The 24,390-nt window shown below is 29.9% G+C and carries 28 protein-coding genes; 20 read left to right on the top strand and 8 right to left on the bottom strand.

The features are described from left to right. Nucleotides 1-3: 3 nt before the first annotated feature. From KQI68_RS07790 to KQI68_RS07800, 3 genes are all read right to left on the bottom strand, one after another. A complete protein-coding gene (locus tag KQI68_RS07790) occupies nt 4-1,146 on the bottom strand; it encodes an acyl-CoA dehydrogenase (RefSeq protein ID WP_216549574.1) in 1,143 nt (380 codons plus the stop codon). A 279-nt stretch (nt 1,147-1,425) separates the two neighbouring features. Continuing rightward, nucleotides 1,426-1,860 (bottom strand): universal stress protein, encoded by a 435-nt coding sequence (locus KQI68_RS07795; protein ID WP_216549575.1) that lies wholly within the window; start codon nt 1,858-1,860, stop codon nt 1,426-1,428. A 114-nt stretch (nt 1,861-1,974) separates the two neighbouring features. Then, nucleotides 1,975-2,751, bottom strand: coding sequence for an S-layer homology domain-containing protein (locus KQI68_RS07800; protein WP_216549576.1), 777 nt, complete (start codon nt 2,749-2,751; stop codon nt 1,975-1,977). A gap of 206 nt (nt 2,752-2,957) precedes the next feature. On the opposite strand from KQI68_RS07800, the gene KQI68_RS07805 reads away from it, so the two are divergent. The 13 genes from KQI68_RS07805 to KQI68_RS10445 all read left to right on the top strand — a co-directional run bounded on the left by KQI68_RS07805 (nt 2,958) and on the right by KQI68_RS10445 (nt 14,036). Further along, nucleotides 2,958-4,112: an ABC transporter substrate-binding protein gene (locus KQI68_RS07805; RefSeq protein ID WP_216549577.1), complete on the top strand. Its 1,155-nt coding sequence runs from the start codon at nt 2,958-2,960 to the stop codon at nt 4,110-4,112. Between the two features lie 68 nt (nt 4,113-4,180). Then, nucleotides 4,181-5,068, top strand: coding sequence for a branched-chain amino acid ABC transporter permease (locus tag KQI68_RS07810; protein WP_216549578.1), 888 nt, complete (start codon nt 4,181-4,183; stop codon nt 5,066-5,068). Next, on the top strand, nt 5,068-6,051 hold the full coding sequence (locus tag KQI68_RS07815) for a branched-chain amino acid ABC transporter permease (protein ID WP_216549579.1): 984 nt from the start codon (nt 5,068-5,070) through the stop codon (nt 6,049-6,051). Before KQI68_RS07810 ends, KQI68_RS07815 begins: the two co-directional genes overlap by 1 nt. Beyond that, entirely contained in the window at nt 6,048-6,818 is a 771-nt protein-coding gene (locus tag KQI68_RS07820; RefSeq protein ID WP_216549580.1) for an ABC transporter ATP-binding protein, read from the top strand. The genes KQI68_RS07815 and KQI68_RS07820 overlap by 4 nt, the downstream gene beginning before the upstream one ends. After that, nucleotides 6,811-7,518, top strand: a complete 708-nt coding sequence (locus tag KQI68_RS07825; RefSeq protein WP_216549581.1) for an ABC transporter ATP-binding protein — start codon at nt 6,811-6,813, stop codon at nt 7,516-7,518. The genes KQI68_RS07820 and KQI68_RS07825 overlap by 8 nt, the downstream gene beginning before the upstream one ends. Before the next feature lie 157 nt (nt 7,519-7,675). After that, complete coding sequence (locus KQI68_RS07830) at nt 7,676-7,951, top strand: autorepressor SdpR family transcription factor (RefSeq protein WP_216549582.1); 276 nt, start codon at nt 7,676-7,678, stop codon at nt 7,949-7,951. Next, entirely contained in the window at nt 7,941-8,582 is a 642-nt protein-coding gene (locus tag KQI68_RS07835; RefSeq protein ID WP_216549583.1) for an SdpI family protein, read from the top strand. The genes KQI68_RS07830 and KQI68_RS07835 overlap by 11 nt, the downstream gene beginning before the upstream one ends. 3 nt (nt 8,583-8,585) lie before the next feature. Next, entirely contained in the window at nt 8,586-8,864 is a 279-nt protein-coding gene (locus tag KQI68_RS07840) for a DUF1648 domain-containing protein (protein WP_216549584.1), read from the top strand. A gap of 9 nt (nt 8,865-8,873) precedes the next feature. Continuing rightward, the gene (locus tag KQI68_RS07845; protein ID WP_216549585.1) at nt 8,874-9,590 is read left to right on the top strand and encodes an ABC transporter ATP-binding protein; all 717 of its coding nucleotides are present in this window, start codon (nt 8,874-8,876) and stop codon (nt 9,588-9,590) included. Beyond that, nucleotides 9,587-11,215, top strand: coding sequence for a hypothetical protein (locus KQI68_RS07850; protein WP_216549586.1), 1,629 nt, complete (start codon nt 9,587-9,589; stop codon nt 11,213-11,215). The genes KQI68_RS07845 and KQI68_RS07850 overlap by 4 nt, the downstream gene beginning before the upstream one ends. A 187-nt stretch (nt 11,216-11,402) precedes the next feature. Beyond that, the gene (locus tag KQI68_RS07855; protein WP_216549587.1) at nt 11,403-12,740 is read left to right on the top strand and encodes a CitMHS family transporter; all 1,338 of its coding nucleotides are present in this window, start codon (nt 11,403-11,405) and stop codon (nt 12,738-12,740) included. A gap of 47 nt (nt 12,741-12,787) precedes the next feature. Beyond that, on the top strand, nt 12,788-13,900 hold the full coding sequence (locus KQI68_RS07860; RefSeq protein WP_216549588.1) for a sodium ion-translocating decarboxylase subunit beta: 1,113 nt from the start codon (nt 12,788-12,790) through the stop codon (nt 13,898-13,900). A 10-nt stretch (nt 13,901-13,910) separates the two neighbouring features. Next, nucleotides 13,911-14,036 carry a hypothetical protein gene (locus tag KQI68_RS10445; RefSeq protein WP_281422253.1) on the top strand — a complete coding sequence of 42 codons (126 nt, stop codon included), beginning with the start codon at nt 13,911-13,913 and terminating at the stop codon, nt 14,034-14,036. A 353-nt stretch (nt 14,037-14,389) separates the two neighbouring features. On the opposite strand, the gene KQI68_RS07865 is transcribed toward KQI68_RS10445, so the two are convergent. Next, nucleotides 14,390-15,034, bottom strand: a complete 645-nt coding sequence (locus KQI68_RS07865) for a Crp/Fnr family transcriptional regulator (protein ID WP_216549589.1) — start codon at nt 15,032-15,034, stop codon at nt 14,390-14,392. 55 nt (nt 15,035-15,089) lie between these two features. Next, nucleotides 15,090-16,700, bottom strand: a complete 1,611-nt coding sequence (gene hcp, locus KQI68_RS07870) for a hydroxylamine reductase (RefSeq protein WP_216549590.1) — start codon at nt 16,698-16,700, stop codon at nt 15,090-15,092. Between the two features lie 155 nt (nt 16,701-16,855). Between hcp and tpx the strand changes: the two genes are divergently transcribed. The 4 genes from tpx to KQI68_RS07890 are packed head-to-tail and all read left to right on the top strand — an operon-like array spanning nt 16,856 to nt 18,715. Then, a complete protein-coding gene (tpx, locus tag KQI68_RS07875; RefSeq protein WP_216549591.1) occupies nt 16,856-17,356 on the top strand; it encodes a thiol peroxidase in 501 nt (166 codons plus the stop codon). After that, nucleotides 17,356-17,835, top strand: a complete 480-nt coding sequence (rlmH, locus tag KQI68_RS07880; protein ID WP_216549592.1) for a 23S rRNA (pseudouridine(1915)-N(3))-methyltransferase RlmH — start codon at nt 17,356-17,358, stop codon at nt 17,833-17,835. Before tpx ends, rlmH begins: the two co-directional genes overlap by 1 nt. An 8-nt stretch (nt 17,836-17,843) precedes the next feature. Next, nucleotides 17,844-18,380: a hypothetical protein gene (locus tag KQI68_RS07885; protein WP_216549593.1), complete on the top strand. Its 537-nt coding sequence runs from the start codon at nt 17,844-17,846 to the stop codon at nt 18,378-18,380. Continuing rightward, on the top strand, nt 18,377-18,715 hold the full coding sequence (locus KQI68_RS07890; RefSeq protein ID WP_216549594.1) for a DsrE family protein: 339 nt from the start codon (nt 18,377-18,379) through the stop codon (nt 18,713-18,715). Before KQI68_RS07885 ends, KQI68_RS07890 begins: the two co-directional genes overlap by 4 nt. 71 nt (nt 18,716-18,786) lie before the next feature. Here the strand turns inward: KQI68_RS07890 and KQI68_RS07895 are convergent, their stop codons facing one another. Further along, nucleotides 18,787-20,022: a sensor histidine kinase gene (locus KQI68_RS07895; protein WP_343221696.1), complete on the bottom strand. Its 1,236-nt coding sequence runs from the start codon at nt 20,020-20,022 to the stop codon at nt 18,787-18,789. Nucleotides 20,023-20,104: 82 nt separating this feature from the next. Beyond that, nucleotides 20,105-20,800: a response regulator transcription factor gene (locus KQI68_RS07900; RefSeq protein WP_216549596.1), complete on the bottom strand. Its 696-nt coding sequence runs from the start codon at nt 20,798-20,800 to the stop codon at nt 20,105-20,107. A gap of 135 nt (nt 20,801-20,935) precedes the next feature. Here KQI68_RS07900 and KQI68_RS07905 point away from each other — a divergent pair, with 135 nt between their 5' ends. The 3 genes from KQI68_RS07905 to KQI68_RS07915 are packed head-to-tail and all read left to right on the top strand — an operon-like array spanning nt 20,936 to nt 23,318. Next, nucleotides 20,936-21,847 (top strand): ABC transporter ATP-binding protein, encoded by a 912-nt coding sequence (locus KQI68_RS07905; protein WP_216549597.1) that lies wholly within the window; start codon nt 20,936-20,938, stop codon nt 21,845-21,847. Beyond that, entirely contained in the window at nt 21,834-22,589 is a 756-nt protein-coding gene (locus tag KQI68_RS07910) for a hypothetical protein (RefSeq protein ID WP_216549598.1), read from the top strand. The genes KQI68_RS07905 and KQI68_RS07910 overlap by 14 nt, the downstream gene beginning before the upstream one ends. Before the next feature lie 12 nt (nt 22,590-22,601). After that, complete coding sequence (locus KQI68_RS07915) at nt 22,602-23,318, top strand: ABC transporter permease (RefSeq protein ID WP_216549599.1); 717 nt, start codon at nt 22,602-22,604, stop codon at nt 23,316-23,318. Nucleotides 23,319-23,571: 253 nt separating this feature from the next. On the opposite strand, the gene KQI68_RS07920 is transcribed toward KQI68_RS07915, so the two are convergent. Beyond that, nucleotides 23,572-24,336: a ZIP family metal transporter gene (locus KQI68_RS07920; protein ID WP_216549600.1), complete on the bottom strand. Its 765-nt coding sequence runs from the start codon at nt 24,334-24,336 to the stop codon at nt 23,572-23,574. Between the last annotated feature and the right edge of the window lie 54 nt (nt 24,337-24,390).

A 24,390-nucleotide genomic window follows, 5' to 3' on the forward strand; every position in this document is an offset into this window, starting at 1 on the left:
TGCTTATTTAACGCCCATCCAGCCAGATACAACCATCTTCATTACTTCAGATGTACCTTCGTAAATTTCAGTAATCTTAGCATCTCTCATCATTCTTTCAATTGGATAGTCTCTAGTGTATCCATATCCACCGAATAATTGAAGACATCTTCTAGTTATATCACTAGCTGCTTCTGAAGCGAAAAGTTTTGCCATTGCTGCATAATGTCCGTATGGAACACCTTGAGCTTTAGCATCAGCTGCTCTGTAAACAAGTAGTTGAGCTGCTTCAGCAGTAGTTTTCATATCTGCAAGTTCAAATTGAGTATTTTGGAATTGAGAAATTCTTCTTCCGAATTGTTTTCTTTCAGAAGTATATTTTACAGTTTCATCAATTGCGCCTTCTGCAATACCAAGAGCTTGAGAAGCAATTCCTATTCTTCCTCCATCAAGTGTCTTCATTGCAATTCCAAATCCTTTACCTTCTCTTCCAAGAAGATTTTCTTTTGGAATTCTACAGTCTTCAAAGATAAGTTCGCAAGTTGAAGATCCTCTGATACCCATTTTGTCTTCTGGTTCTCCAACGCTAAATCCAGGAGTTCCTCTTTCAACTATGAAAGCTGAAATTCCACGATTTCCCTTTGATCTATCAGTCATTGCTATTACAATGAAAGTATCAGCAAAACCTGCATTTGTTATAAATATCTTTGATCCGTTAAGTACATATTCATCTCCATCAAGAACAGCAGTTGTTCTTTGACCACTTGCATCAGTACCAGCGCCTGGTTCAGTAAGTCCGAATGCACCGATCTTTCTTCCTGATAGTAGGTCTGGAAGATATTTTTGTTTTTGTTCTTCTGTACCATTTTCATAAATAGGTGCAGCACAAAGTGAAGTATGAGCTGAAACAATTACACCAGTTGTAGCACATTTCTTAGAAAGTTCTTCAACTGCCATTGCATAAGCTATATAATCAGCACCTTGTCCACCGTATTCTTTAGGAAATGGTATTCCAAAAAAGCCGTATTTAGCTAATTTTTTTACATTTTCCATAGGAACTTCTTCAGTTGCATCAACATCAGCAGCAATTGGCTCTACTTCTGTTTCGGCAAAAGCTTGATACATTTGTCTTAATAGAACATGTTCCTTGTCCATTTTAAAATCCATTCTAAAATCCCCCTAACAAATTTTTCTAAAGAATGTTATTTAATTAACATACCACTGTTAATATTATAACATTAACAATAACATTTTCAAGGATTAGTTTATAGGAAAATCCTTTTCATCATTCATTTCTCAATTAATTCTTGAATCTATTTACTAAAGATAAAACAAATTGTTAAAAATTTAATAAAGTGTCATCAAAACAAATTTATTTTATTCTTTTTTTACTAATAAAATAAAATTGCAAAATAAAATCCCCTACATATGTAGGGGATAAATATTTTAAATATCTGCTTTAACAACAAGTACTGACTTTGTTGCGTGGTTTATAACTTTGTTTGAAACTGATCCAAGAAGAGTTCTTGAGAATGCTCCTAGGCCTCTATTTCCCATTATAATCAAATCTACATTTTTTTCATCTGCAAATTTACAAATTTGTTCACCAGGATTACCGGAAGTGTAGAAAGTTTCGATTTTATGTGGATATCCGCTAAGATCGCTTTCAGCATCTTTAAGTATCATTTCAGCTCTTTCTACATTTGCCTTATCAATTTCAAGGGTAAAGGAGAAATTTGCTGGATATTGTTCAAAAATTGATGTTTCAGGTGTAACTGTTAGGATTAATAAATCGGCTCCTAATTTTTCTCCCATTTCTCTTGCTATATCGATTGACTTCTTTGAACTCTTAGATCCATCAATAGGTACTAATATTTTCATATAATTTCCTCCTATAATATATTTGTAAGGTTAAGATTTTTATCTATTAATCTTATACCCAAGTTTAAAAATTATAATTATATTTAATTGTATATAATAGTAAAAATTTAAAAATTAAATCCAAATATTAATTTCATTTGCTCTTTCCGTCTTTTGTGTGATGTGACTATTTGAAGCATCTAGGATTTCATAGTAAGCCCAGTGAGATTTGTCTACATCATTAAATTTTATAAGCGCATTTTGATTTATATTTTTTAGAGACTGAGAGTTTGTAGCTCTGCCAAAAACTGAATTTAAAATTACTACAGCTTCAGCTCTTGTTAATTTTTCATCTGGTTTAAAGCTTCCGTCGGGGTATCCTTTAATTAATTTGTTTCCATAAAGTTCATTTATTGCATCGCTTGCCCAATGGCCCTTTACATCTTTAAAGCTCTCACCTTCTGGATAGCCATCTTTTACAAAGACTGCAATCATATTTGCAAACTCAGCTCTTGTTATTTCTGCATCAGGTCTAAAAGTGTTATCGTCGTAACCTTTTATAAAGCCTTTAGAGACTGCATAATTTATTTCACCCACATACCATCCGGTTTTAACATCTGTAAAATTATTTTGTCTATTAGAATTTTTATCTCCAATGCTAAGTAAATTTACAAACATACTGACAGCTTCAGCTCTTGAGACTGCATTAGATGGTTTAAAACTTCCATCTGGATAGCCTTTAATATATTTTGGTTTAAAAACTCTTCCACTATCTTCATTTACTTCTCTATATATTTCTTTTATATTATCTGAATATCTTTCAAGTTCAGGATTATAATATGCAAAAGCATTTGCCGGAATCGATGCTGCTAGTAAACTTGCAAGGGCAATTATTATTTTTTTATTTTTCATTTCTGCCTCCTATTACTTATATTATACCAGCAAAATTATTTTTTATTTTAAATTTATAATTTCTATGGAAAAAGTATAATTTTTTAGAGTTTTTTTCCTTTTCTATTTATTTTATCTAGTCAAAGTGATATAATAGCAAAAATATCTAAATTTGGAATAGTACTTAGATATTATTTTAAAATTTAATTAAGAAAGGATATGTAAGAATGAAGATGAAAAAATTATTCGCAGTTATGTCCCTTGCTGTTCTTCTTACAGCTTGTGGTGGCGGAGATAAAGCTGCTTCTGCTCCAGCTGATTCAGATGTAATCAAGATTGGTGGTATAGTTCCAAAAACTGGTGCTGCTGCAGTTTATGGCAACACTACAGATAATGGAATCAAGCTTGCTGTTGAAGAAATCAACGCCAATGGCGGTATCAATGGAAAACAAGTTGAATATGTTTCTGAAGATGACAAGGGAGATCCAACTGAAGCTGTTACAATTTATAACAAATTAGTTGAAGGTGGCAATAATGTTATTATAGGTGCTATTACTTCTAAACCTTCTCTAGCAGTTGCAGATAATTCGGCGGCTGATGGAATTCCAATTATTACTCCAACAGGTACAAGTGCTGCAATCACTGAAGGAAAGGCAAATGTATTTAGAACTTGTTTTACTGACCCACTTCAAGGAAAAATTCTTGCAAACTTTGCTGCTGATAATTTAAGTGCAAAGACTGCAGCAGTTTTAAGAAACACTTCAAATGACTATTCAAATGGTGTTGCTGATGAATTTATCAATCAAGCTAAAACTAAGGGAATAGAAGTTGTTGCTGATGAAGGATATGGCGATTCAGACGTTGACTTTAAAGTTCAACTTACTAATATTAAAAACCAAAATCCTGATGTAATTCTAGTTCCAGAATATTATGAAAAAGATGTTTCAATTATCAAACAAGCTAGAGAACTTGGAATCGAGTCTAAAATCATTGGACCAGACGGATGGGACGGAGTACTTTCTGTAATTGATCAAGGCTCAGTTTCTCTTCTTGATGGAGTTTACTTCACAAACCACTATTCACTTCAAGATGAAAACGAAAAAGTTCAAAACTTTGTAAATGCTTATAAAGAAAAATACAATGAAGATCCTTCTGCATTCTCTGCACTTGGATATGACACAGTTTACATCTACAAAACTGCAATTGAAAATGCAAAATCAATGGAATTTACTGATATTGTAGATGCAGTTAAAGCTGTTGAAATTAGTGGTGTAACTGGCGATCTTAAATTTGGAGAAAACAACAATCCAATTAAATCAGCTACAATTATAGAAATTAAAGATGGAGCATACCAATTTAATAGCTTAGTTTCAGCTGAATAATAAGAAAAATGAATAAAATTAGACAAGCTGTAATGGCTTGTCTTTTTTAAATATAATAGGAGGTATTAATGGGTTTTATAAATCAACTTATTAATGGCTTTAGCTTGGGTTCAATCTATGCATTAGTTGCCCTAGGTTACACAATGGTATATGGAATTGCAAAACTTATAAACTTCGCACACGGTGAAATCATAATGATTGGTTCTTATACTGCAATTTATGTAATCTCGGGAATACTTCTTGATGCTGGTCTTCCCTTCTATCTTGCAATAATTCCTTCAATGCTAGTATGTATGATATTTGGAGTTGTTATTGAAAGACTTGCTTATAAGCCACTTAGAAATAGTCCAAGAATTACAAACTTAATCACAGCAATTGGTGTGAGTTTACTATTACAAAACTCTTTTATGAAAATATTTGGTGCAGGAGCTAAATCTGTTCCTCCAATTTTCACATCAAATGCTTTAAATATTGGAGCAATTAGTATTTCTCCATCAACTTATGTAACAATTATCATCACTTTAATCTTAACATTTATATTGCAATTATTTATGAAAAAGACAAAATATGGAAAAGCGATGATTGCTACAAGTCAAGATTATGGTGCTGCTGCTCTTGTGGGAATTAATGTAGATACAGTTTTATCTCTTACATTTGCAATTGGTTCAGCTCTAGCAGGAGTTGCCAGTGTGCTTTATATTTCCGCATATCCGCAAACCTATCCTTTGATGGGCTCAATGCTTGGTATTAAAGCCTTTACTGCCGCAGTTATCGGTGGAATTGGTCTTATTCCAGGAGCTGTACTTGGTGGAATTATTATAGGAATTGTTGAAGCCCTTGTTAAGGCATATGTGTCTACAAAACTTGCAGATGCAATTGTATTTGGACTTCTTATAATAGTACTTCTAGTTAAACCAACTGGTTTACTAGGTAAGAATCAAAAGGAGAAGGTATAATGTCAAGAAGTAAAAAAGGAATAATGGTGCTTAGTGTAATCCTAATAGCACTTTTTTATTTAGCAGTACTTGGGCTAGATTTTGCCGGTGTCCTTAATAGATATGCAATGTCTGTTTTAAGACTTGTATGTATCAATGTTGTGCTTGCAGTTTCTCTAAACGTAACTGTAGGTAACCTTGGACAAATTACACTTGGTCATGCTGGTTTTATGTCAATAGGTGCATATACTGCAGCACTTTTTGCGAAAGCTGGTATCGTGCCAGGCCTTCCTGGATATTTAATAGGACTTGTACTTGGCGGTATCTTTGCCTGCATAATCGGAATTTTAATTGGTATACCTGCCCTAAGACTTAAGGGAGACTATCTTGCAATTGTAACTCTTGCCTTTGGTGAAATCATAAGAGTATTAATCGAATACTTTAACTTCACAGGTGGAGCGCAAGGTCTTTCAGGTATACCTGTAATGCAAAACTTTTTAGTAATATATTTAATCACAGTTATTTCAGTTGCCCTAATGTTTAGCACAATGACTTCTAAACATGGTAGAGCCGTTTTATCAATTCGTGACGATGAAATTGCATCTGAAAGTTCAGGTATAAACATAACTTATTACAAAACTTATGCCTTTGCACTTTCTGCATTCTTTGCTGGAATTGCTGGAGCAATGTATGCTCACAACATCGGTGTACTTGGAGCTAAAGTATTTGACTACAACAGAAGTTTCGACATTCTTGTAATGGTTGTACTTGGAGGTATGGGATCTTTTACTGGTGCTATACTTTCAGCAGTAGTTCTTACAATTGTTCCAGAACTTCTTCGTCAATTTGCAGAGTACAGAATGATATTCTATTCTTTAGCACTAATTATTGTAATGATATTTAGACCTGAAGGTCTTCTAGGAAGAAAGGAATTCTCTCTTACTTCTCTAGTTTATAAAATACTAAAGATTGATAAATATTATGAAAGAGGTGAAGACTCATGAGTTCAGTTTTAACACTTAATAATGTTGGAATTCAATTTGGCGGACTTAAAGCCGTTGATAATATAAACTTAGAAATTAAAAAGGGCGAACTTTTTGGACTAATTGGGCCAAATGGTGCCGGTAAAACAACTTGTTTTAACATGATTACAGGAGTCTACAAACCTACTGAAGGCGAAATCAAATTAAATGGTGAAGTTATAAATGGAGTCAGTCCTCATAAATTAGTTGAGAAGGGAATTTCAAGAACTTTCCAAAACATAAGACTTTTTGGATATATGTCAGTGCTTGACAATGTGCGTGTTGCTCAAAATGATGAAATTAAATATTCAATCTTTGATGGAATGTTTAGAACTAAGAAATTCTGGAAGGAAGAGTACGCAGGAGTTACAAGAGCAATGGAAATCTTAAAGATTTTTGATTTAGATAAATTTAAAAACTTCTCAGCCAATGCACTTTCCTATGGAGATCAAAGAAAGCTTGAAATCGCAAGAGCCATGGCGACTAATCCATCAATATTATTACTTGATGAGCCTGCAGCTGGTATGAACCCTCAAGAAACAGAAGAACTTATGAATACAATTAGACTTATTAGAGATAAGTTTAACATCACAATACTATTAATAGAGCACGACATGAAGCTTGTACTTGGAATTTGTGAGAGAATTATGGTTCTTAACTATGGTAGAGTTCTTGCCCAGGGAAATCCTAGAGAGGTTATTGAAGATCCTAAGGTTATAGAAGCTTATCTAGGAGGTCACAATGCTTAGAGTTAATGATTTAAATATATATTATGGAAACATTCACGCAATTAAGGGAATTGATTTTGAAGTAAAGGAAGGCGAAATTGTATGTCTAATAGGTGCCAATGGTGCCGGTAAGACTTCAACTCTTCAAAGTATTTCTGGCCTTATCCCAATTAAAAGCGGAACAGTATTTTTTGAAGACAGAGAAATTACTAAAGTAAAACCAAATGAAATAACAATTATGGGAATTGCACAAGTTCCTGAAGGAAGAAGAGTTTTCACAGACTTGTCAGTTCTCGATAATTTAAAACTTGGATCCTTTGCAGTTAAAAATCCAAAAGAAAGTGACGAGGAAATCCTAAGAACAATTTATGAAAGATTTCCAGTGCTTGAAGAAAGAAAGGATCAAAGAGCAGGGACACTTTCAGGTGGAGAACAACAAATGCTTGCCATGGGACGTGCAATGATGTCAAGGCCAAAATTAATTCTACTTGACGAGCCATCAATGGGACTCTCTCCCCTATTTGTTGATAAAATCTTCGATGTTATAAAAACTTTTAAAGAAATCGGAGTTACAGTTTTATTAGTAGAACAAAATGCAAACTTGGCACTTCAAATTTCAGATAGAGCCTATGTGCTTGAAACTGGAAAAATTGTTAAATCAGGATCAGCAAGAGAACTTGCAAATGATCCTTCAATAAAAGCTGCATATCTTGGAGCATAAATTTAAAGTTGTTAGAGAATAGTAAAATCTTCTCTAACAACTTTTTTTATTATTCTATTTAGATATTTTTCAAAATAGAATTGACTTTATTTTACTTTGTAATTATAATCAAGGTAAGTATTTAGATGATTATCGAAATAGAAAGTTTGGTGAAGCAATGTTTTCAGATACTTTTAAAGCTCTATCTGATCCTGTTAGGATTAAAATCTTAAATATGCTGCGTGAGAAAGGTAGGATGAATGCAGGAGAAATTTCAAATAGTTTTGATTTATCTAAAGCCACGATTTCTCATCACTTAAAATTATTAAAAGAGCAGGATTTAATATATGAAACTAAAGAAAAAAATTTTATTTACTACGAATTGAACACTTCAATCTTTGAAGACATACTTACATGGATTGTTAAATTTAAAGGAGGTCAAAATGAAAAATAAATTTAGATTTAGAAAAGAAAGTATAATTTCAATAATTGCATCTATATTAATTTTTATATTTTTTAATTTATTATTCTATAATAAAATGCCTGACTCTCTTCCCACTCATTGGAATTTCAATAGCGAAGTTGATTCCTATGGAACAAGGTTTGAGGCAATGATTGGAATTCATATATTTCTAATAGCAATGAATATATTTTTATGTTTTATGTTAGATAATGATCCAAAAAATAAAAAACAAAATAATTTTGTAATCACAATTAGTAAATTTTCCATACCTACAATTATGTTTATAATCTACTTAATAACTGTTTTATCTGGATTTGGAATAGATGTTAAGGCGACAAATATAATTACACCTTTTGTTGGATTATTATTTATTGCAATTGGAAATTATATGCCTAAGATTAAGAGAAATTATACAGTAGGAATTAAACTTCCATGGACATTAAATAGTGATGAAAATTGGAGAAGAACTCACCGAGTTGGAGGTTACTCTTTTATATTTGCTGGAATTTTATTTCTCATTATGACTTTTTTTAGATATGAGTTTTTAATTCTCATTCCATTTATAATTTGCATGCTTATCCCAATGATATATTCTTTTTATCTTTATAGGAAAGGAGTTTAATTTATGAAGTTAAATAAAAATATTATATCTGGATTAGTATTCTCAATTGCAATTATTTTATCTTTGTATAGCTACTTTAATTTACCTGAAACTGTGACTGTACAAATAGATTTTTCTGGCAATCCTTCAAATACTGAACCAAAAATCTTTGCCCTATTCATTCCAATGATTCTTTCTATTGGCGGTACAATAGGTTATTATAAATATGAAGAAACTAAACCTTTATTTATTTCAATTATTGGAATTATAATAATGATATTAACTTTGATTTTTAATATGTAAGGAGCCTTTATGATTAAAATAGAAAATGTTTCAAAGACCTTTGGAGTTAAAAAGGCAGTTGATAATTTAAATTTGGAAATCGCTAGTGGCCAAATTTATGGATTTCTTGGACCTAATGGTGCTGGAAAATCTACTACAATTAAAATGATTGTCGGAATGCTCAAACAAGACAGTGGAAAAATTTCTATCGATGGAATTGACACTTTAGAAAATCCTATTGAATCTAAGAAAAAATTTGCCTTTGTGCCAGACAGTCCTGAAATTTATGACACAATGAGCGGCAGACAATATCTAAATTTTATTGCTGATGTATTTGAGATGGATGTTAAAACAAGAGTTGAAAATATTAAAAAATATTCAGAAATTTTTGAAATGGAAAGTAGTTTAGATACTTTAATTTCAGCATACTCTCACGGGATGAAACAAAAGATAGTTCTTATTGGAGCTTTAATTCACAATCCTGAATTACTTATTTTAGACGAACCAATGGTTGGTCTTGATGCAAAATCTTCCTTTAGACTTAAAAATATTATGAGAGAACGTGCAGATGATGGCAAGACTATTTTCTTTTCAACTCATGTTATGGAAGTTGCAGAAAAATTATGCGACAGGATTGCAATTATTAATAAAGGTGTGATTATTGCAGAGGGAAGTCTTGATGAAATAAAGGAAAAAGCTCACGAAAGTGGCAGCTTAGAGAAAATATTCTTGGAGTTAACGGAATGAAAGAATTAATTTTACTACTAAAAAAAGATTTTTATCTGAGTTTTAAAGGACCTCTTGAAAAGATTCGTGAGAAAAAAGGCAGTTCATTTCTGCAAAGTTTTTTAATTTTTGTTCTTATAGTTTATTTCTTAATAGTTTATGGTTTTGTATATCTAGGTGTAATTCAAATTGCAATAAAAAATGGGGCAGGAATTTATATGCTAACTTCTTATGGAGCTGCGATTTCAGTATTGGCGGTGGTTTTTGAAACTGCATCAATTATTTCAAGAATTTATTACTCACAAGATGTTAGAATTTTATTATCACTTCCTATTAAAAGAAATAATATTTATATTTCAAAAATAATAGTTTCTATATTTTCTACTTCATCGATTTCTATAGTTCTTTTAGTTCCATTATTTTTTGGACTCATGAGATATGATTCTGCAAGTTTTGTAAATATAATTGGAGTGACGCTTTTAATTTTTGCAAATATAATCTTTACGATACTACTTATTTCTATTGCTGTAATACTTTTTATGTCAGTCTTTGCAGGTAGAGGTGGGCTTAAAAATATATTACAGGGAATTGGATTTTTATTAATTCTATTTATTTCCTTTTCCCCACAAATTATAATCAACAATTCAAATTTAGATTATATGGAAGTTCTAAATCTTTTAAAGATAGTTTTTCCTCAATTATTTTTACTTCAAAAGATTTATTCTCTAAATAATTATATGAGTCTATTAATTGGATTTGTGGCTCTTGTAATTGTCGTAATTTTATTTCTAGCAATAAGTTATCCGATATCCAATATTATGGTTACGGGAGTACTAAAAAATGAAGTTACAACTAATAAGAGAAAAGCAAAGGGAGATGACAAAAAAAGTTCTGTTAGATTTACTATTGCAAAAAAAGATTTATTAAATATTTTAAAGACTCCAGTTTATCTCTTTAATATTGGTATTACAGGAATAATCTTTCCAATAATTATTTTTATTAATTTGTTAAGTCAAGGTGGAAATCTAGATACTATAAGAAATGTAATTAGCGATTTTGAAACTCTTGAAGTTCTTCATTCAGATGTATTTATATTTATTGCAATTATATTTTTCAGTTACGCAATATTTATTCAGCCACTTTCAATTACAAGTATCACAAGAGAGGGAAAATTAATTTATCTAATGCAGACTCTTCCCATTTCTTACAAAGATCAAATTATTGGAAGATGTATGAGCTCGATTTTCTTTGGAATATTAAATGTAGTTCCAATGATTTTAATATTGACTTATCTCACAAAATTTAATTTAATTTATCTTTATGGGATGATTCTTGGGACTTTACTTGGCACATTTTTTTCAACAAGTATAGGAATGTATTTTGGAATTAATAATGCAAAGCTTGACTGGGACAATCCTCAAGAAGCTGTAAAGAGAAACTTTTCTATATTTGTATTTTCTCTAATTACAATTGCAATTATTATTGCTTCAGCTATTGTTGGATATGTGATATTTTTTAAGCTTGAACTTGATTTTTTCTACGTGAAAATTTTTTCCATAATTTATTTTATAATTATGACAATTATCGCAATAATTTTTCTAAACAAATCGCTCGAAAGTTTTGCAAATAAAATAAATGAATATTAATTTATGAAAACCTTAGCAATGTGTTGCTGAGGTTTTTTTAACAAAATTATTTTGATTTCTTTACAAAAATTAATAAAATATTTGACAAACTTTTGACTTTCCTTTTTCTCTAAAGTGATATATCATAACATAAAGATATCATTTTAAATAAAATGTTTTATATCTATTAATTTTAGGAGGTAAAATTATGCTAACTATTTTGTCTTGGGTAATGATAGTCGTATTTATGTACGTTATCCTTACAAAAAAGATGACGCCTTTTGCATCTCTTGTTATCATTCCATTAATTTTCGCATTAATTGCAAAATTTACAGGCGTTGCAAACGATGGTAACATTGGAGAATGGGTTCTTGCAGGTGTTGATGGAACTGCAAAAACAGGAATTATGCTATTATTTGCTATACTATTTTTCTCCATTATGCTCGATGCTGGACTTTTCGATCCAATAACTGAAAAAATGATTCGCTTTGCTGGCGGAGACCCTATGAAGGTTCTTATTGCTACTGCAGTTCTTGCAGCTTCTATTTCACTTAATGGTGATGGAACTACTACAACACTTATCTGTGTTGCAGCATTCTTACCAATTTATCAAAAGTTAAATATGAAAATAATGAATCTTGGTGTTTTGATAATCATGCAAAATACTATTATGAATCTTCTTCCTTGGGGAGGACCTACTGCTAGAGCCATGGCAGTTATGGATGTAGGTGCTGAAATCCTTGGCTATCTTGCACCAGGTATGGTTCTTTCAATACTTTATGTACTCTTTATCGTTGCTCCATACATGGGTAAAAAAGAAAGAGAAAGACTTGGAGTTAAGCACATGACTGAAGAAGAAATTCAAGAGCTTCTTGCAGTTAAAGATCCTGAAGAACAAAAACTTAGAAGACCAGATAGATGGGCTTTTAATGCAATTCTTACTATTGTTCTTATAGGCTGGTTAGTTGCCGGATCATTTATCGACTCAATTTCTGTTCCACCACTTTTATTATTTTTAGTTGGCACAGTCATTGCACTTATGGTAAACTATCCTAAGCTTTCCGATCAAGGGAAGAGAATATCTGATAATGCCGGAGATGCTGTGTCAGTTGTTATCTTAGTATTTGGTGCCGGAGTATTTATGGGATTATTCCAAGGATCAGGTTTAAGTGATGCTATGGCAAAATCTTTAACAAGTATTATCCCTGAAAAACTTGGACACTTCTGGGGAATTGTAATCGCACTTATTTCAGCTCCAGGAACATTCTTTATTTCCAACGACGGTTTCTACTTTGGTATCTTGCCACCACTTGCAGAAATTGGAATAAATTATGGATTTACAAATATGGAACTTGCCCTTGCTTCATTAATGGGACAAGCATTCCACTTACTAAGCCCACTTGTTGCATTTATTTATCTACTTTTAAGACTATTAGACCTAGATATGGGACAATGGCAAAAAGAATCTGCTAAGTGGCTGATTGGAGTTTTCGTACTACTTGTAGTGGGAACTGTTATCTCTGGTGGATTGAGACTATATGTATAATAAACCGCCCTTAGGGGTGGTTTAAAATTTGAAAATGGAGGTAAAATTTGGAAATATTATTAGAAGGAATAATGAATTTAGAGATTAAACATGTAATTATGTTTATCATCGGAGGACTTTTAATTTATCTTGCGATTGCTAAGGAATACGAGCCAGCTCTTTTACTACCTATTGGATTTGGAGCTATTATATCTAATATCCCTCTTTCTTCAGCAGTTGGAGAACATGGATTTTTAACTATTTTATATCACGCAGGTATTGCAACTGAGCTTTTCCCTGTATTAATTTTTATTGGCGTTGGAGCTATGATTGACTTTAAACCTCTTATCGCTTCACCATTTATGCTGTTCTTTGGAGCGGCGGCTCAATTTGGTATCTTTGCCACTATGCTATTTGCAGTATCAACTGGTAAATTTACATTACCTGAAGCTGCTTCAATTGGTATAATTGGTGCTGCTGATGGTCCTACAAGTATTTACGTAGCTAAGGAATTTGCTCCTAACTATCTTGGACCTATTTCTGTTGCTGCTTATTCTTATATGTCACTTGTACCTATTATACAGCCACCTGTAATTAAACTTTTAACAACTTCTAACGAAAGAAAAATCCGTATGAAGTATACAACTGTAAAAGTGCCTAAGATTGTAGAAATCTTATTCCCTATTGTAATTACAGTTATCGCAGGAGTTATCGCTCCTATGTCAGTTGCTCTTATAGGAGCATTAATGTTTGGTAACCTAATTAGAGTTTGTGGCGTGCTTGAAAGACTTTCACAATCAGCACAAAACGAATTATCTAACCTTGTAACAATCCTACTTGGTATCACAATTGGGGGAACAATGTCAGCTGATGCATTCCTTAATATCAACACATTAATGATTCTTGCAATGGGACTTGTTGCCTTTATCTTTGATACAGCTGGTGGAGTTTTATTTGCTAAGTTCTTAAATTTATTCTTAAAGGAAAAAGTAAATCCAATGATTGGAGCTGCTGGTATTTCAGCATTCCCAATGAGTGGTAGAGTTGTTCAATCAATTGCTACAAAAGAAGATCCAACAAACTTTATCCTAATGCAAGCAATGAGTGCTAACGTAGCTGGACAACTTGGATCAGTAGTTGCAGGATCAATGATTCTTGCTCTAGTTCCAATGTTTATGTAGAGGTGATAATATGGATACAAATATGTTTATGAACGCTGTAGAAGTTGCAATATTTGGACTTATCGGAGTTTTCTCAGTTCTTATATTATTTTATATTTCTACAAAAATTATGCTTATGATGTTTAAAGAAAAATAAATTTTTACGGCTGCTCTTTGTGAGCAGTCTTTTTTTGTTATCTAAGACAGTCGCCATTAACTAGAAGCAGACAGCCCTGAAGGGTAGCCTGCTAAGGTGTAGCAAGAGAAGAAGCATCAAAAGAAGAAGACAGCCCTCGCTGTGCCGTTGGTTCTTCTTCGCCTCTAATTTCGCTAAGCTCATTAATCGGCGTGAAGAATGCAAATTAAAATTTTCTACCTTTTCCGACTCGCTCTAAAATGCTCCTTATCCAGTCGCATTTTATTCGCTACCATTAAAGGGCAGCCTGCTAATATTTCAAAGGCTTTTTCATACTTTATCAAACAATAAAAAACACCAGATAATTCTAGGTGCTATATTTCACTTCTTATTTTTTCTATATCTAAAATTTTTATTTCTTTCCCCTGTATTTCAATTATATTTTCACTTGCCATCTTAGAAAGTTCTCTTGATAATGAAGGTCTTGTCGTGCTTATATAATCTGCCAATTCTTCCCTATTCATTGTAAGAGTTAGACTGCCGCTTTCTTCTTTATCTAATATAAATTTACAAATTTTCTGTCTCAAAGTCTTTTTCGATGTAATTTGATTTTTCCTAGATAGATTTAAGCACTTATTGGAAATAAAATTAATATAATTTTTAAAAAATTGCTCATTTGAATTTTCAAATAATTTCTTAAAGTTTTTTATTATTAAGACTTTGCTTTCTCTTTCGCAAACTCCATCGAAATCAAAGGGTTCATTTAAAAAGGCATAGACTTCCCCAAATCCTGTCTTTTCTTCGATTTTTTGAAAGATAAATCTATTTCCATAATTATCTATTTGAAAGACTATAATTTCGCCCTCAATTAAATAATAAAAGTCATTGGATACTTCACCTTCTCTAAAGACATATTCATCTTTTTTAAATGTTTTTATTTCAGTTTCAGTGCTGGACAAAAGATTTTTTATTTCATATTCTGTTAATCCCTTAAAAATATTAATCTCACTATAATTCATAAAATTCCCCTGTGTATTCTTTAAATAAATTATACCACAGGGGAGAATTTTTAGATTAAATCATTTTCGCAAGATCATCTTCTACATTTGAAATTGTACCAATATTAAAGTTTTCAACTAGAAACTCTGCAATACTTGGTGATAAAAATGCTGGTAAGGTTGGTCCAAGGTGAATATTCTTAACTCCAAGTGAAAGAAGTGCAAGAAGAACAATTACTGCTTTTTGTTCGTACCAAGCTATATTGTATTCAATAGGAAGGTCGTTAATTGATTCTAGTCCTAAGGCATCTTTTAATGCAAGTGCTATTTTTACAAGTGAGTATGAATCATTACATTGACCTGCATCTAATACTCTTGGTATTCCATTTATATCTCCTAATCCTAATTTATTATATCTATATTTAGCACAACCTGCTGTTAGAATAACTACATCTTTTGGAAGATTTTTTGCAAATTCTGTGTAATAATTTCTCTTGCCACTTCTTCCGTCACAGCCAGCCATTACTACGAATTTTTTAATATTTCCCTTTTTAATTTCATCTATAACTTTATCTGCAAGTGATATAACTTGATTGTGAGCAAATCCTCCGATGATTTTTGTATTTTCTAAATTTGTTGGTGCTTTAGAATTTTTTGCAATTTCTATAATTTCTGAAAAGTCTTTATATCCCCTTTCATCCGCATTTATATGTTTAGCTCCAGGATAACCTGCATTTGATGTTGTAAACATTCTATTTAAATAAGTGTTGTCCTTTTTTGGCGGTACTATACAATTTGTAGTCATTAAAATAGGACCATTAAACTTTTCAAACTCTTCATTTTGACTCCACCAACTATTTCCGTAATTTCCATGGAAGTGATTATACTTTTTAAATTCAGGATAATAATTTGCTGGAAGCATTTCTGAATGTGTGTAAATATCCACACCGCTTTCCTTACTTTGTTCTAAAAGCATTTTTATATCGTGTAAATCATGTCCTGAAATTAAAATTCCCGGTCTATCTCCTGCAGAAAAATCAACTTCTGTTATCTCTGGATTGCCATAAGTTTCTGTGTTGGCACGGTCCAATAAATCCATTGCCATAACTCCATGCTTTCCTGTTTCTATAACAAGATTAACTAGTTCATCTACTTCTAAATCCATTGTAATTTTTTCTAAAGCATTTGAGATAAATTTATCAACTTTTTCATCTCTATAATTAAGCACATTTGCGTGATGATTATAAGCAGCAAGTCCCTTTAGTCCATAAGTTATTAGCTCTACTAAACTTCTCTTATCTTCATTTTCAGTGTTTAAAACTCCAACACCAATGGATTTAACCAACAGTTCATTTCTGTCGCTACTTACAAAACTTTCAATTTCATTTAAGTCATCTCTATTTAACTTTTCAATAAGTTCTTTTTTTAACTCAATAGTTTTAAATATATGAATAAAAATTGCCTCTTCATCGAAATTTGCATTAGTGATAGTTACAAATAAATTGTTGGAAATTTTATCGTAAAATTTTTCTTCTACACTTTCAAATTTATTTACAAGAGCAGAAAGTCCCTTTGTTAAATATAATAGTAAATCTTGAAGATTTGCTACTGCATCAGTTTTTCCACAAACTCCAATTTTTGTACATCCTTTATTTCCTGCTGTTTCTTGACATTGATAACAAAACATTTTATACCCCCTGTTATTTTATGAGTTAATTTTATAAGAAGAAAATAAATTAGTCGGTAACATTTGTTACAAAATTAAAATTTAGAATATGTTATAAGCTTTAAAAAATTGGATATATATTTTAATAAGATTAAAACTAATTATAGGAGGAATTTATGAATATTACATTTGGCGGAGATAAAGTTACACTAGCAGGCACTCAAATCAAAGTTGGAGATAAAGCTCCAGAATTTAAAGCAGTTAAAAGAGATTTATCTGATTTTAACTCAAAAGATTTAGAAGGAAAAATAGTAGTTTATTCTGTTGCACCTTCAATTGACACTAAAGTTTGTGCAATTCAAGCTACAACTTTTAATGAAGAAGCTACAAAATTATCAGATGATGTAGTTGTTCTAACTATTACAGTTGACCTTCCTTTTGCTCAAGATAGATTCTGTTCAGCTAAAGGAATTGATAATGCAGATATTATTTCTGACTACAGATATAAAGAATTTGGAGAAAAATATGGATTCTTAATGGAAGAATTACAACTTCTTGCAAGAGGTGTTGTAATTGTTGATAAAGAAGGAAAAGTTGCATATGTTGAATATGTTGAAGAGGTAACTAACGAAGTTAACTTTGACAAAGCTTTAGAAGAAATCGAAAAATTACAATAATGAATATAAATATTATTGCAGTTGGTAAAGTCAAAGAAAAATATTTTAATGATGCAATAAAAAATTATGAAAAAATGCTTAAGTCCTATGGTGATTTAAGCATTTTTGAAATTCCAGACGAAGCTGCACCTGAAAATCTTTCTGAAAAAGATATGATTAGAGTTAAGGATATTGAGGGCGAAAAGATTTTATCAAAAATTAAAGACGGATCTTATACAATTGCCCTTGATATTAAAGGCAAATCAATTGATTCAGTTGAACTTGCAGATAAGATGAAAAATGTAATGCTCGAAGGATTTTCAAATATTAATTTTATAATTGGTGGAAGCCTTGGACTTTCAGATGAAGTTTTAAATCGTGCTGACTTTAGACTTAGTTTTTCAAAGATGACTTTTCCACATAAATTAATGAGAGTAATACTTGTAGAGCAAATTTACAGAGCTTTTAGAATAATGAACAATCACCCATATCACAAATAGGAGTAAATATGAGAGTTAAACCCTTTAATTCAGTCTTTTCCTTTCACGATTGTAGGATTGAAAATATTGAGGAAGAAAAATCAAAAATAACTTTATATTTTGATGATGGATACACTTTTAAAGAAAATAATGAAGGGCAAGCGGACTATGCCATGACAAATCCAAGACTTGTGTTTCATTTAGATGAAAGCATAGAATATCCTTCATCTGAAGAATTGAACGAAATTATAACTGGAATTATCAAGGAGTTTGACGAAGACTTTGAAGATTTAGACTTTCCAACAGAGGAATTTGAAGTTTCAAATATAACTATAAAATTATTTGAAGAAAACACTTATAAGAAAATAACTTTAAAAGAATTTTTAGAATATGATTTTGAAGTGATTAACGAATCCTTTGGTTACTGCTACGCTAGATTTTCTGGAATTGTAACTAAATGGGATAAAGATTTTAGTGCCGATGCTTCTATTGAAATTTTTTACAACAATGATTTGGAATTAATTTATGATGATTTAGTGGAGCTTGAAAAACAGGAGGATTTATGAGAAAAATACTTTTTTACGTAATGCAGGGCGAGAAAATGTGTTTTATGCATGTTTTATTAAATGCTGATTCTTTAATTAAGTCTGGTCATGAAGTTAAAATTATTATGGAAGGTAAATCTGTAAAGCTACCTAAAATTTTTGAAGCTGAAAAAAATAAGCTTTACAAAAAACTTCTTGATGATGAAGTAATTGTTGGAGTTTGCAAGGCTTGCTCTAAAGTCTTTGGAGTTTACGAAGAAAATGAAAAGCTTGGACTAAATCTTTTAGATGATATGAATGGTCATGCTGGCATGAAGGATTATGTAGAAAATGAATATGAAGTTATTGTATTTTAAATTATTGTAATCATAAAAAAGGGACTTCCCTACAATTTTAGGGCAGTCCTTTTTCTATTTTTATTAAAATATCAAAGCTTTTTATTTACATCATCTAATTTAAATTCAAAAATTACATTTAATCCATCATTAGTATTTAAAATCCTAAAATTACCATTATGAATTTCGCAAATTTGCTTGGAAATAAATAAACCAAAACCATGAGTTCTTACCTCTGATATATCTGAATTTTGAAGTTTTTCTATAATTTCTTCATCAATTCCTTCTCCCTCATCTTTTATATAAATTCTAAACATACCCTCGCTTGCATTTAATATTACACTTATTTTACCACTTGTGTATTTAATGCTGTTGCTCAACACATTTTCTATCATTCTATAAAATAAATGCTCGTCCATATAAATATTAATATCTTCATAATTAAACTTAAAATCTATATCCCTATTTGAATTATCGTTTATCTTTTCAACTATCAATTTTCTCAATATTTTTATAGGATTTTCTTTAGTGAATTTGTTTTTATTTACACTTTCAAGATACATTGTGAGATTTAAATCTTCGATTATATTGGATACCTTAATTACTTCTTCATTAGTTTTATTAATTAAACTTTCATCATAATTTTCTTTTAAATTGTTTAAATTCCAAGTGATTTTAGAAAGAGGTGTTCGCAAATCATGACTTACCCCTCTAATCCATTTTATTTGGGAAAGTTTTAAATCAGAATATTTTTTATTTGCATAATTTATTGTCTTTGATAACTCTCTTAACTCTCCACTTTCATCTAATACTTCATAATCATCTTCATATAAATTATCAATGGCTTTTTGTATTGGGAAGAGTTTTTTATAAATACTTTTTATATCCATCCTATAAAAAACATAAATAGAAACTAAAAATAATATTATAAATAAAAGAAATATTTTAAATACAAATAATAAGCTATCATAATTATAAAAATTAGATGGTAATTTATCTAAACTTCCCACTGGATATGCAAAAATTATAATTCCATCTTCAATAACATAAGTAAATACCGGATAATCTTCAAGATAATATCTTGTAAATCTAACTATATCTTTTATATCAAATTTTTCTTTAACATTACTTGGTTTATTAAAACTTTCTACTACATTACCCTTTTCATCAAGTCTGATTGCCCATATGTTTTTATCAGATAAAAATTTTTTATTTGTTTCATTGAAATAGATATTACTTTTATTTTCAATTACATGTTCGTAAACAGAATTAGGATTTTCATAAATATCTCTTTTTTGATAACTTAAATAAAAAAGTAAAATTAACATTGAGGAAAAAAGAAACAATAAAATTAACATTCTAAAAATAGTTTTTGTGAATTTTTTTAAAAAATAATTAAACATAAACTACCTACTTATTTTTAATTAACTTATATCCCAGTCCTCTTACATTTATTAATATTTTCGGATTTGACGGATCTTCTTCTAATTTTTCTCTAAGTCTATAAATATGAGTGATAAGCGTGTTTTCATATCCGAAACTATCTCCCCATACTTCTTCTAAAATTCTGTCTATTGATACTATTTTATTTATATTATTTGAAAGTAAATCTAAAATTTTAAATTGAATAGCAGTTAAATTTTCTTCTTTTTCACCTTTTATTAATACTGCTCTCTCCCTATCAAAAATTACATTATCAAGTTCAATGATATTATCCTCTTTAAATTTATCTATTCTCCTTAAAACAGCTTTTATTCTCCATAATAAATCTTCAGGTAAGAAGGGCTTGACTATGTAGTCATCAGCTTCATATTTAAAACCATCTCTTCTATCTTCGATGCCATCTAAAGCAGATAAAATAATCACTGGAATTTTAGAATTATTTCTTATTTTCTTTAAAAAATCTAATCCGCTACCGTCAGGTAACATTATATCTAATACAACTAAATCAATATCATTGTTTAATAGCTTAAACTCAGCTTCTTTAATATTTTTAGCTGTTATTATTTTATTAAAATTTTCCTTTGATAAATAATTATACAAATTATCTAGGAGTTCTCTTTCATCATCTACTAAGAGAATATTAAAATTTTCATAAGAATTCATTTCATCGCCTCTCTTTATTTAAATATTTTATCATAATCTTTTTTAAATTTATTCTTTGTGATGTAAAAGTGATATTATTTAAATTTTATTTTAATTCTAATTTGATAATATCTATTCGAAAACAAGGAGGCAAATATGAATACAATTTTAAAAATGGAAAATGTGTCTAAAATTTACAACGGAAATACTGTACTAAATATTAAAAACTTAGAGATTGAAGAAAAATCAATCTATGGATTAATTGGACCAAATGGTGCTGGCAAATCCACTTTGATGAAAATAATTTTAGGACTTGTAAAGAAAAATTCAGGAAAAGTTACAATTTTTAATGAAGAAGTATCTAATAAGAATCAAAAAGATATCAATAAGTATTTAGGTGCTTTGATTGAAAATCCTTCCTTTTATGATCATTTAAACGCTTACGACAATCTATATATAATTTGCAAACTTAAAAATATTAACCCAAATGAAATTGAAAAAGTTTTAGAAATAGTTGGATTATCCAATGTTTCCAACAATAAAGTAAAAGAATTTTCTCTTGGAATGAAACAAAGAATTGGAATAGCCATGGCTTTAATAGGAAATCCAAAACTTTTAATACTAGATGAACCAATTAACGGCCTTGATCCCTATGGCATAGAAGAAATGAGAATATTATTTCAAAATATTGTACAAAATACTAATACAAGCATTTTAATTTCTTCACATTTATTAGATGAAATTGAAAAAATATCTACTCATATTGGAATTTTGAAAAAAGGTGAATTTATTTACAATGGAACTCTTGAAAAATATAGGGAAATGCACCCACCTTATATATCTATTAAAACTTCAAATAATTTTGAGGCTGCAAATATTTTAAATTTATCTATGAAAAATATTATTAATGATAGTTTAATGCTTGGTAAAGTTTCAAATGAAAAAATTGCACAAATAGTTAATTTGCTAAATGAAAAAGTTGATATTTATAGAATAACTGAAGAAAAGGAAAGTTTAGAAAAATTATTTATTAAAGAAACTAATGGAGGCAGTAATGAAAAATATTGAATCTATAAAATTTAAGCATTTAAAAATAAATATATTGTTTTTATTAATGTTTTTTGCTCATATTTTTATAGTTTTATTTATGGGATTTGATAAATCATTTATTAATGATAAGCTTCCTGTTTATTCACTAATAGATAGCTATCTTATTTTCTCAACAGTTTTTAATCCAATTATATTATCTTCAATTGTAAAAAGAACCATTGAAATTGAGGATAAAAATAATATGTGGAAGATTCAACTGATAAGTGGTGAAAATATAAATAAAATTCTTTTTAATAAAATTAAATTAATCTCAAAGAAATTAATTTTAACTTTAATCTTAGAGTTTATTTTAATTTTAATAATTGCAGCTAAGTCAACTTATTTTAATATAAATTTTGATTTAGTATCTAGATTTCTATTAATATTTTTTAGCATTTTATTTATAAATATATTTACAATTTTAATCTTTACTATTATGGAAATGAAGGTTACTTCCATTTATTTTACTTCATTTTTCTCAATAGTTGGTGCATTAAGTGGAATAATTTGTATGCTAACATCAAAAATACTTTGTTTTATTAATCCCTTTGCATGGCAATGCACATTAATAAATATTTCTTTTATAAGAGAAAATGATAAATTTATAAAATTAATGAATCCACAACAGTATTTAACTTTTTCCATTACATTTATTTTGTGCATAATTGGAATCACATATATAAAAAATATGAAAAAATTTAACTTAAAAAAAGATTTTTAAACTGGAGGAAATATGTTAAGACTTGAACTTAAAAAAATAAAACTTTTAAATATAATTATCGCTGTATTAATTGTGCCTCTTCTTGCCAATGCCTTTGGTGTTATAAATTATTTGGGAAATAAAGAAGTTTTGACAAGCGAATGGAAAAGCTTGTGGACTCAAGTGTCTTTATTCTACTTTTCATTTTTTATAATTCCCGTTATTTCTATAATCGTTGCAACTTTATGGCAAGTTGAACACAAAGCAGGTTTAAAAAATATTAGGATGAGTCCTATTAAAAATATTAATTTTGTAATTAGTAAAGTTATTATATCTCTTGTAATTATATTGATAACACAAATTTATTTTCTATTACTATTTTATGTTGGTGGAAAATTTATATGTAAATTTAGTAGTATTGATTTTACTATATTCTTTTATTATATTTTGTTAAGTATAGTCCTATCAATACCTATAATTTTAATCTTAAATGCAATATCAATAAAATTTAAATCATTGGGAGTTGTTGTTCTTATATCTGTAATTCTTTCTATATTTGGATTTAGTTCCTCAGCTCAAAATCTTATTCCAATTTTATCTAAAACAATTGGACTTAGTTTTTTGTCTCTTTGTTCTAATAATTGGGAATATATTAACTCTGCTGATTTATTAACTTTATTAATCTTTGGTGTTTTTGAAATAATAATATCACTGATTTTATCAAACAAATTTTTAAAATATGAGAATTAATAATACTAAAAAAAGACTGAATAAATCAGTCTCCAGAATGTTGACAAAGTAAAAACCTACTATAAAAGCAAACCATATTGAGCTTTCTGTACTAATTCAATTCGAAAATGAGCGTCCGAAAAACGCACTGTTTGAGCGTAAGCGAGTTTGCGTTTTTCAGCGAGTTAAGAATTAGAATTAGTAGAAAGCGAAATCCGGTGAGCGTTATAGTGGGTTTGTCTACAGGTTCAAGACTGAACAAATCAGTCTTTTTTTATAATAAAGTATCTAAAAGCATCATCAAAATAAATCCAAGCACAACTCCATAAGTTGCCTCTCTCTCATATCCATTTGAATGAGTTTCTGGAATTATTTCATCACTTATTACAAATAGCATTGCTCCTCCTGCAAGGGCAAGGATAAATCCAAGAATTGCAGAAAACATAGATACCAAGAAAACTCCTAGAAAAGCTCCTATTGGTTCAACAAGACCCGTTAAAAGTGCAACTAAAAAGGCCTTCTTTCTAGTGTAACCCTCACGCACAAGTGCAAGAGCAACTGCCAAACCCTCAGGCATATTTTGTAAACTTATACCCACTGCTATGGACACACCATTAGAGGCTGTTTCTCCTCCAAATCCAACTCCCGTTGCAAGTCCTTCTGGAAAGTTGTGAATTGCAATTGCAATTACAAATAGCCAAATTCTCGCAAGACTTTTTGTATTGACACCTTCATGTCTATTGTCAATTAAATGCTCATGTGGTGCATATTTGTCAATTAAATCAAGCATAAGTGCACCACAAAAAATTCCAAGTGCTGTTAAAAGTATGCCACTTATTTCTCCATTTGCCTCTTCAAGACTTGGAATAATAAGTGAAAAGCAAGTTGCTGCAAGCATTACTCCTGCCGCTGCTGCAAGCATAATGTCTAATGCTTTTTGATTTACATTCTTTGTAAAAAATATTGGAATAGCCCCTACTCCCGTCATTAGACCTGGGATAACACATCCTAAAATAATAAAAGTTAAATTTAAATCCATATCTTCCCCCAATTTAATAATTGTATCATATATTTTATTATTTTTATAATAGGG

Source organism: Peptoniphilus ovalis, assembly GCF_018919265.1.
Lineage (GTDB): Bacteria > Bacillota > Clostridia > Tissierellales > Peptoniphilaceae > Peptoniphilus_A > Peptoniphilus_A ovalis.

Bases quoted from the DNA above. Each gene is read 5' to 3' on its own strand.
- KQI68_RS07790 (WP_216549574.1), bottom strand. From the start codon at position 1,146: ATGGATTTTAAAATGGACAAGGAACATGTTCTATTAAGACAAATGTAT.
- KQI68_RS07795 (WP_216549575.1), bottom strand. From the start codon at position 1,860: ATGAAAATATTAGTACCTATTGATGGATCTAAGAGTTCAAAGAAGTCA.
- KQI68_RS07800 (WP_216549576.1), bottom strand. From the start codon at position 2,751: ATGAAAAATAAAAAAATAATAATTGCCCTTGCAAGTTTACTAGCAGCA.
- KQI68_RS07805 (WP_216549577.1), top strand. From the start codon at position 2,958: ATGAAGATGAAAAAATTATTCGCAGTTATGTCCCTTGCTGTTCTTCTT.
- KQI68_RS07810 (WP_216549578.1), top strand. From the start codon at position 4,181: ATGGGTTTTATAAATCAACTTATTAATGGCTTTAGCTTGGGTTCAATC.
- KQI68_RS07815 (WP_216549579.1), top strand. From the start codon at position 5,068: ATGTCAAGAAGTAAAAAAGGAATAATGGTGCTTAGTGTAATCCTAATA.
- KQI68_RS07820 (WP_216549580.1), top strand. From the start codon at position 6,048: ATGAGTTCAGTTTTAACACTTAATAATGTTGGAATTCAATTTGGCGGA.
- KQI68_RS07825 (WP_216549581.1), top strand. From the start codon at position 6,811: ATGCTTAGAGTTAATGATTTAAATATATATTATGGAAACATTCACGCA.
- KQI68_RS07830 (WP_216549582.1), top strand. From the start codon at position 7,676: ATGTTTTCAGATACTTTTAAAGCTCTATCTGATCCTGTTAGGATTAAA.
- KQI68_RS07835 (WP_216549583.1), top strand. From the start codon at position 7,941: ATGAAAAATAAATTTAGATTTAGAAAAGAAAGTATAATTTCAATAATT.
- KQI68_RS07840 (WP_216549584.1), top strand. From the start codon at position 8,586: ATGAAGTTAAATAAAAATATTATATCTGGATTAGTATTCTCAATTGCA.
- KQI68_RS07845 (WP_216549585.1), top strand. From the start codon at position 8,874: ATGATTAAAATAGAAAATGTTTCAAAGACCTTTGGAGTTAAAAAGGCA.
- KQI68_RS07850 (WP_216549586.1), top strand. From the start codon at position 9,587: ATGAAAGAATTAATTTTACTACTAAAAAAAGATTTTTATCTGAGTTTT.
- KQI68_RS07855 (WP_216549587.1), top strand. From the start codon at position 11,403: ATGCTAACTATTTTGTCTTGGGTAATGATAGTCGTATTTATGTACGTT.
- KQI68_RS10445 (WP_281422253.1), top strand. From the start codon at position 13,911: ATGGATACAAATATGTTTATGAACGCTGTAGAAGTTGCAATATTTGGA.
- KQI68_RS07865 (WP_216549589.1), bottom strand. From the start codon at position 15,034: ATGAATTATAGTGAGATTAATATTTTTAAGGGATTAACAGAATATGAA.
- hcp (WP_216549590.1), bottom strand. From the start codon at position 16,700: ATGTTTTGTTATCAATGTCAAGAAACAGCAGGAAATAAAGGATGTACA.
- tpx (WP_216549591.1), top strand. From the start codon at position 16,856: ATGAATATTACATTTGGCGGAGATAAAGTTACACTAGCAGGCACTCAA.
- rlmH (WP_216549592.1), top strand. From the start codon at position 17,356: ATGAATATAAATATTATTGCAGTTGGTAAAGTCAAAGAAAAATATTTT.
- KQI68_RS07885 (WP_216549593.1), top strand. From the start codon at position 17,844: ATGAGAGTTAAACCCTTTAATTCAGTCTTTTCCTTTCACGATTGTAGG.
- KQI68_RS07890 (WP_216549594.1), top strand. From the start codon at position 18,377: ATGAGAAAAATACTTTTTTACGTAATGCAGGGCGAGAAAATGTGTTTT.
- KQI68_RS07895 (WP_343221696.1), bottom strand. From the start codon at position 20,022: ATGTTAATTTTACTTTTTTATTTAAGTTATCAAAAAAGAGATATTTAT.
- KQI68_RS07900 (WP_216549596.1), bottom strand. From the start codon at position 20,800: ATGAATTCTTATGAAAATTTTAATATTCTCTTAGTAGATGATGAAAGA.
- KQI68_RS07905 (WP_216549597.1), top strand. From the start codon at position 20,936: ATGAATACAATTTTAAAAATGGAAAATGTGTCTAAAATTTACAACGGA.
- KQI68_RS07910 (WP_216549598.1), top strand. From the start codon at position 21,834: ATGAAAAATATTGAATCTATAAAATTTAAGCATTTAAAAATAAATATA.
- KQI68_RS07915 (WP_216549599.1), top strand. From the start codon at position 22,602: ATGTTAAGACTTGAACTTAAAAAAATAAAACTTTTAAATATAATTATC.
- KQI68_RS07920 (WP_216549600.1), bottom strand. From the start codon at position 24,336: ATGGATTTAAATTTAACTTTTATTATTTTAGGATGTGTTATCCCAGGT.